We start from the raw sequence: 7,579 nt of genomic DNA on the forward strand, positions 1-7,579 counted from the left end.
CTTTTTGAACAACCTCTTTAAGCTATTCGGATAATTAGTGTCTCCCGGATTAATTCTGGTAATTAATGCGGATTGAGAACAGATTGGACCATTGATTTCATGTATTTATTTCTATCTCGTTTTAATTACGTTGAAATATGCTAGTTTTTCAGACGCTAAACAAATTTACAATCTATGTGACCCGTTTAGTAATAACTTGGCAATTGTCATCATAAAACGGGCAAATTAGCATTGATTTTTATAGTAAATTTTATAATATGATTTTTATTAATAAAAGGATTTATATCAATAATATGGTAATCTTATAATAGCTACAATGGGCAAGTTTTGGTTGTCACGCAAAGATAGTTCATTAATTTAAAAGAGTTGGAGAGCGTTACTATGAACAAATTTATAGATTCCCTTAGCACAATGGTTATTACATTAAAAGAATTTTTGTTGAGCTTATTGTGCTAACGGGGATGGTTATTGATTTTGTAATGTGAATTGATATTATTGGGAGGAAATGTAAATGGTTGAAAAAAATCAAATAAACAGTAGTTCGGTAATTTCTTTAACTCTAGGTATTCTTTCAATCCTAATACCATTTATAGGTTTAATTCTTGGTATTATTGGAGTGGTGTTTTCAAGAAAAGCTGAAAAAGAAATACTGATAACAGATGAAGGTGGAAGAGGGTTATCGACTGCTGGTTTTATTTGTAGTGTTGTTGGAATTATCATTCAAACACTTACATTATTAGCTTATATTTCTTTTGCTTCCATCTTATATGTAGGATAGTATTTTAGGTACTTTCTTGAAGAGGGTAACGAGGAACTTATAGTCTAGTACACATCGTTAGATGAACGCGGAATGACTAGAAACTCTCACGTTCCTTGTGGAGCATGGGGTAAAGCTGAAGATAACTTAAAACACTAACACTTAGCCTACTTTAGTGGAAAATCCTTAATTTTCTTTTACAATATAAGGTTAGTCATTAATAACGGGAGGTTTCATATGTTTTGGATAAAGTTGGCACTCTTTTTGTTGATAGTGCTTGGTGTAAATGTGCTAATAAAACTTCTTTTAAGAAAAGTACTTAAGATTGAAAAAGAAAAAAAACCCTTTTTCTCTTATAACCACATAAATAACTTGCACAGGAAAATTGATTGGGGTATTAGAATTTCTACTTTTTTCATACTTATAATCACGAACATGTTGGTGATTGTTGAAAATTATCCGGATTGGCTTATACTTATACCAATTTTCTGGATTGGACTAGATTATCCAGTAAGAACTTTTTTTGAGCGGAAATATTCTCAGAACTCCAAACAATATATTCTAACTATTAGTGAAGGGGTAATAATGTTACTTGCCATAATAGTAATGGTCATGCAATTTAATTTCTTTATTTAAACTGCTTAGTTATCTAAGTAGTTCGATAGAGTCCGAATTCATATACGAATTCAGGCTCTTTTTGTATGTTTAATTTTAGATTTCGAGTCAACTAACTGAGCGTGGTTTGCTATTCTACGATACCTGAAGACAAAATCTTTTTATTATAGGTTTCTCTATTTTCTCTATTCCAACTTGGGTTCCAAAAATTCCAACTTGGATGCTCATTTTTCCAACTTGGACACCAAAAATTCCAACTGAGCGATTGCTCATCCAGTTTTCATTAGACAAACGGCATCAATTTGTTGAAAAAGTGATGCTTTTTTTCTCGCTTTTTGCAAAACCCTCTAAAAACACACGAAAATCAATCTGAAAAGTCTATTCAACATAACTAAAGTGCTGAATGGGTGGCACGGCTAGCCTTTGCCACTTTTCTGTTGGTGATACTTCTTTAGGCGGATCTCTTCGAGATAACTTCTATATTTTACCTATTCCAACTTGGTGCAGGATTTTTCCAACTTGGAGGTCAAAAATTCCAACTTGGATGCTCATTTTTCCAACTTGGACACCAAAAATTCCAACTGAGCGATTACTCACCTAGTTTTCATTAGACAAACGGCCATAATTTATTGAAAAAGTGATAATTTTTTCCTCGCTTTTTGCAAAACCCTCTAAAAATACACGAAAATCAATCTGAAAAGTCTAATCAACATAACTAAAGTTCTGAATGAGTGGCACGGCTAGCCTTTGCCACTTTTCTGTGGGTGACACTTTTTAGGCGGATCTCTTCGAGAAAACTTCTATATTTTACCTATTCAAACTTGGAGCGGGATTTTCCCAACTTGGGTTCCAAAAATTCCAACTTGGAGGCTCATTTTTCCAACTTGGACACCAAAAATTCCAACTGAGCGATTGCTCATCCAGTTTTCATTAGACAAACGGCATCAATTTGTTGAAAAAGTGATGCTTTTTTTCTCGCTTTTTGCAAAACCCTCTAAAAACACACGAAAATCAATGCGAATAGTCTAATCAACATAACCAAAATGCTTGATGGGTGGCACGGCAAGCCTTTGCCACTTTTCTGTTGGTGACACTTTTTTAGGTGGATATCTTTATTATAAATTTCCATATTTTATCTATTCCAACTTGAAGCGGGATTTTTCCAACTTGGGATCCAAAAATTCCAACTTGGCTACCCATTTTTCCAACTTGGACACTAAAAATTCCAACTGAGCAATTGCTCACCCGGTTTCTATTAGACATACGACCTTAATTTATTGAAAAAGTGATGTTTTATTCCTCGCTTTTTGCAAAAATCCTCTAAATACAGTTAAAAATACACCAAAATCAATGCGAATAGTCTAATCAACATAACCATAATGCTTGTTTGGTGGCACGGCTAGCCTTTGCCACTTTTTTAGACGTATCTCTTTATTATAAATTTCCATACTTTATCTATTCCAACTATTTTGTCCCATTTTTCCAACTTGGACATTAAAAATTCCAACTGAGCGATTGCTCACCCGGTTTCTATTAGACAAACGACCTTAATTTATTGAAAAAGTGATGTTTTTTCCTCGGTTTTTGCAAAACCCTCTAATAGTAGTTAAAAATACACTAAAATCAATGTGAATAGTCTAATCAACATAACCATAATGCTTGATAGGTGGCACGGCTAGCCTTTGCCACTTTTCTGTGGGTGACACTTTTTAGGCGGATCTCTTCGAGAAAACTTCCATATTTTATCTATTCCAACTTGGAGCGGGATTTTTCCAACTTGGGGTCCAAAAATTCCAACTTGGTTGCCCATTTTTCCAACTTGGACACCCAAAATTCCAACTGAGCAACTGCTCACCCCGATTATCATTAAAAAGACCTCCAAAACGTCCTCAATTTACGGTAAAAGTAATGTTTTTTTCCTCACTTTTTGCAGGAGGCTCTAGAAACATTTGAAAATACACTACAATCGATCCGGAAATGCTTGATGGGTGGCACGGCTTGCCTTTGCCACTTTCCTGTTAGTAACACTTTTGCTTCGCTCGATTAAACGGAGTAGTTTATGTCTCTTAGTCAAGCTCTTGCCTAAAAAAAGTGCCACCCATTAGAAGAAACCAAAAAAGGCCGAAATTGCATCTTCGGCCGCTTACTTTTTATAAAGCCAGTGTTTATTCCCTCGTCCCCCAAATTCAAAGTACTGCATTCACGAAAAAAATGGCCACCCCGTTTAACACGGAATGGCTGTAGACTAAGTTCATATTACATTTTTTCTGGAGCGCTTACGCCGATTAAACGTAATGCGTTTGCGATTGTTGTACGAACCGCTGTAATGAGTGCAATACGTGCTCGCGTCATGTCTTCATTAGTTGGATCCAATACTTTTTCAGCATTATAGAAGCTATGGAATGTTGTAGCTAACTCTTGAATATAAGTTGCTACACGATGTGGAGAACGATGTTTCGCTGCTTCAGCCACAACTTGAGGGAAATCTCCCATTTTCTTTAGAACATCAATTTCTTTTTCAGCTTGCAGTAAGACCAAATGTTCATCTGAGGCAGTGAAGCCTTGCTCTTGTGCAGCACGCAAAATCGAACTAATTCGCGCATGCGCATATTGTGCATAGTACACAGGGTTTTCATTTGATTGCGAAACCGCTAAATCTAAATCGAAATCCATATGTGAGTCGCCAGAACGCATTGCAAAGAAATAGCGTACGGCATCTAGTCCTACTTCTTCTACAAGTTCACGCATCGTTACAGCTTTACCTGTACGTTTACTCATCTTCATTTTTTCTCCATCTTTATACAGCTGAACCATTTGAATCACGCTTACTTCAAGCATATCCTCTGGGTTTCCAAGAGCCTGAATTGCTGCTTTCATACGTGGGATGTAGCCATGATGATCAGCACCCCATATGTTAATTAATTTTTCAAAACCACGTGCAATTTTATCACCATGGTACGCTATATCTGGAGTTAAATAAGTGAATGTTCCATCGTTTTTAATAAGTACACGGTCTTTGTCATCACCAAATGTTGTCGAACGGAACCATGTGGCACCATCTTCTACAAAAACGTGACCATTAGTCCGTAATTTATTTAAAGCGACATCTATTTTACCGTTTTCATATAAAGAAGTTTCTGAAAACCACTCATCAAAATTAACACGGAAATCAGCTAAATCTTGTTGAAGTTTACCAAGTTCGATTTGAAGTCCGTATGAACGGAAATGTGCAAAACGTTCTTCTTCATTTTTTTGAAGTAATGCGTCACCGAACTCTTTTTCCTGAGCTTGTGCGATATTAATAATGTCTTGACCATGGTAGCCATCTTCAGGCATTTCTGCATCTATACCTAAAGCTTGTTTATAACGAGCTTCTATTGAATACGCCAAGTTATTAATTTGCTTACCTGCGTCATTAATATAGTATTCACGCGAAACATCATAACCCGCAAAATCTAGAACGTTAGATAGAGAATCACCGACTGACGCACCCCGAGCATGCCCTAAATGCAAGTCACCCGTTGGATTCGCTGAAACAAATTCAACTTGTATTTTAACATACCCGCCTGCTTTCGAACGTCCGTAATCAGCACCTTGTTCTAAAACCGCAATTACAACCTCCGTTAAATAATCTTTACGGATTGAGATATTCATAAATCCAGGACCTGCAATTTCTATTTTCTCAATAACAGTACCTGCAGTTTCAAGGTTATCTAAAATTTCTTGTGCAATAGCACGTGGCGGTTTTTTTGCAAGCTTCGTCAGTTGCATAGCAATATTTGTTGCGTAATCACCGTTCACTTTATCACGTGGAGTTTCTAATTGTATTGCCGGCATACCTTCTGTGTCAGTTAATCTTGCTTTCAAGATGGCCTGTTGTAACGCTTCTTTAATGGTTTGTTGAACTTGTTCTACTGCGTTCATTGCGATCCCTCCGTGTAATGAAATTCGAGTGTATATTCGCCAACGGATTGCCCGCTCACGTTAAAATCATATTGGACGACAAATTGTCCATCGTGGTTATTTTTTTTAAACGTCATTTTCCGTGTCTTCGTTTTGACCATTAAAACACCATACTCGCTTTCATAACTACCTGTTTGCTCTACATTTTTTGAAAATGGAAGTCGCATATTTACACCACCACTTCTCAAGATAAGTGCTTCCCTCTCACCCATTTTAACAGTAGTATTTATATGATTGTCATCTTGCACTTCTACATATTTTAAATAGGCATTCTCGCCTTTATCAATTAAAGTACCATTTGCCCATAACTCAAAAGTTTCCGGTTGTTCGTTCGGTTGCCTGATGGTCGTTTTCAATTTAATTTTAATTGGTTTGTTCATGATTAGTCCAACCGCTTCCCGTTGTTTTTTAAAGTATAACCTTTTTATTATATGTCATTTACCCACTTCATTTCAAATTAACCACTAAAATAAAATCACAATTGGTAATCATTTGAATTTATGTACTGCTAGATTAATAGATATGATATACTGACGCTAGAATTTTGTTTTGGGGGTGAAAAGTCATGCTTTTCGGTTTACTAATTAATTTCTGTATTTTATTTACCTTTGCCGTCTTATCTTATTGGCCCTTCCAAAACGTCACACGGTCTAATTTCCCTTTTCCAAAAGCCCTTCCATACATAATTGGGATTCTTGGAGGTTTAGCTGGCTTTATTCTAATGGAAACATCGGTTGAGTTGTCAGAAACAATTAGGGTTGATGCAAGGCATATAATCATTGTGATTTCCGGAATTTTTGGTGGACCAATAGCCCCGATTGTAAGTGGATTAATTATTGGATTATCGCGTATGTTAATGACAGATGTCTTTACAGCGTCCGGACTTCTTGTAGGATCAACTATGATATTTATAGGGATTGTTATTGGTGCATTTTCTTTTAAATATCCCATGACATTTAAAAATGCGCATTATTATTTTTATTATGCTACTGTTCAAGTTGTATTACTTCTTACCTATTTAATTTATCAATCTTCCGAGAACTATTTTCATATTATTTACTTTATTTTCTTCTCTGCCTTTTCATTCTTTATGGTGTTATTCATATTAATTGAGTTAAGAGATCACTTTAAGAAAATTCGTCATATTGAGTTATTGTCTGAAACCGATTATTTGACTGGCCTTTATAACTACCGCAAGTTTCACGAGCTTACTAACTCGTTAATTACGGATTCGACCAGACCCTTCTCCATGATTTCGATTGATATTGACTACTTCAAAAAAGTGAATGATACCCACGGACATCCAGTGGGGGATGAAGTTTTGAAAGAGTTAGGCAAACTTTTAAAGAAGCTAGTATCCATTGGTGATGGATTTGCAGCTCGTAATGGTGGGGAACAATTTGCCGTATTATTGCCTAATGCACCTCCAGCAGTAGGGCTGGATATGGGTGAAAAAATTCGTTCAATGATAGAAAAAACGGATTTCACTATTTCCTCTAATCAACATATAAACATTACAGTATCAATTGGTGTCAGTTCGTTTCCGGATAACGGAACAACCATTCACGAAATATATGGTGCTGCCAATGAAGCTATGTTCGAAGCGAAAGCAACTGGGCGCAACCGTGTCTTTCATTACACAAATAAAAAAACGTGATGCAGTCAATCTAAGCATCACGTTTTTTTCCAAAATAAGAAAGTATATAAAATTGGTGTGCTATGAATTCAGTATTCCTGGCATTTTAAGGAGTAGGTTCTATTATGATACCGCTGATTTGCGCTCCAGGCGGACGCTTTCCACGGGGCGGGCGGTAAGCCTCCTCGATTCGCTTGCGCTCCACTGCGGGGTCTCACCTGTCCCGCTAATCCCGTAGGAAAGAACAGGACCAAATGGAATTTGGACCTGTTCTTTGCGACGAAGCTAGCGCAGCGATGCAGGAGCAGATGTTTTTCGCCGCCTTCCACTTCAAGCAAGTAATGTTTTCGAATTGATCACAAATGAAAAGATCACTTAAAAAGAACAGAGTATATACTCTTTAAGTCCGGAAAGTCACTGGTACTTTAAATAATGGAAAAATGCTGTGTTTTGCATCATGAACACTGAAATTCTGGTACTTTGAGCTAGTATTTCTCTTGTTAGAAATAGTGTAGAAGAAGCATTCTTGCTACCTTTGTATCGCTCACGATTCAAATGATTGTCACTAAAATTATAATCGTTGCCATGATGGATAAATTCACACTAGT

Annotated in this window: 6 protein-coding genes; 3 read left to right on the top strand and 3 right to left on the bottom strand. The window is 36.4% G+C overall.

Annotated features, from left to right (window positions below; all coding sequences use genetic code 11):
* The first annotated feature begins 511 nt into the window (after positions 1-511).
* Complete coding sequence (locus B371_RS0102790) at positions 512-778, top strand: DUF4190 domain-containing protein (RefSeq protein ID WP_019412795.1); 267 nt, start codon at positions 512-514, stop codon at positions 776-778.
* 216 nt (positions 779-994) lie between these two features.
* Entirely contained in the window at positions 995-1,393 is a 399-nt protein-coding gene (locus B371_RS0102795) for a DUF4181 domain-containing protein (protein ID WP_019412796.1), read from the top strand.
* A gap of 1,654 nt (positions 1,394-3,047) precedes the next feature.
* Here B371_RS0102795 and B371_RS21135 read toward each other — a convergent pair.
* The 3 genes from B371_RS21135 to B371_RS0102810 form a co-directional block, all read right to left on the bottom strand.
* Positions 3,048-3,239, bottom strand: a complete 192-nt coding sequence (locus tag B371_RS21135) for a hypothetical protein (RefSeq protein WP_019412797.1) — start codon at positions 3,237-3,239, stop codon at positions 3,048-3,050.
* A gap of 389 nt (positions 3,240-3,628) precedes the next feature.
* Positions 3,629-5,296 carry an arginine--tRNA ligase gene (gene argS / locus B371_RS0102805; RefSeq protein ID WP_019412798.1) on the bottom strand — a complete coding sequence of 556 codons (1,668 nt, stop codon included), beginning with the start codon at positions 5,294-5,296 and terminating at the stop codon, positions 3,629-3,631.
* Positions 5,293-5,715 carry a DUF1934 domain-containing protein gene (locus B371_RS0102810; RefSeq protein WP_019412799.1) on the bottom strand — a complete coding sequence of 141 codons (423 nt, stop codon included), beginning with the start codon at positions 5,713-5,715 and terminating at the stop codon, positions 5,293-5,295. The genes argS and B371_RS0102810 overlap by 4 nt, the downstream gene beginning before the upstream one ends.
* Before the next feature lie 185 nt (positions 5,716-5,900).
* Here B371_RS0102810 and B371_RS0102815 point away from each other — a divergent pair, with 185 nt between their 5' ends.
* Positions 5,901-6,992, top strand: coding sequence for a diguanylate cyclase (locus tag B371_RS0102815; RefSeq protein ID WP_019412800.1), 1,092 nt, complete (start codon positions 5,901-5,903; stop codon positions 6,990-6,992).
* The last annotated feature ends 587 nt before the right edge of the window (positions 6,993-7,579 follow it).

This window comes from Paenisporosarcina sp. TG20, from assembly GCF_000286315.1.
GTDB lineage: Bacteria > Bacillota > Bacilli > Bacillales_A > Planococcaceae > Paenisporosarcina.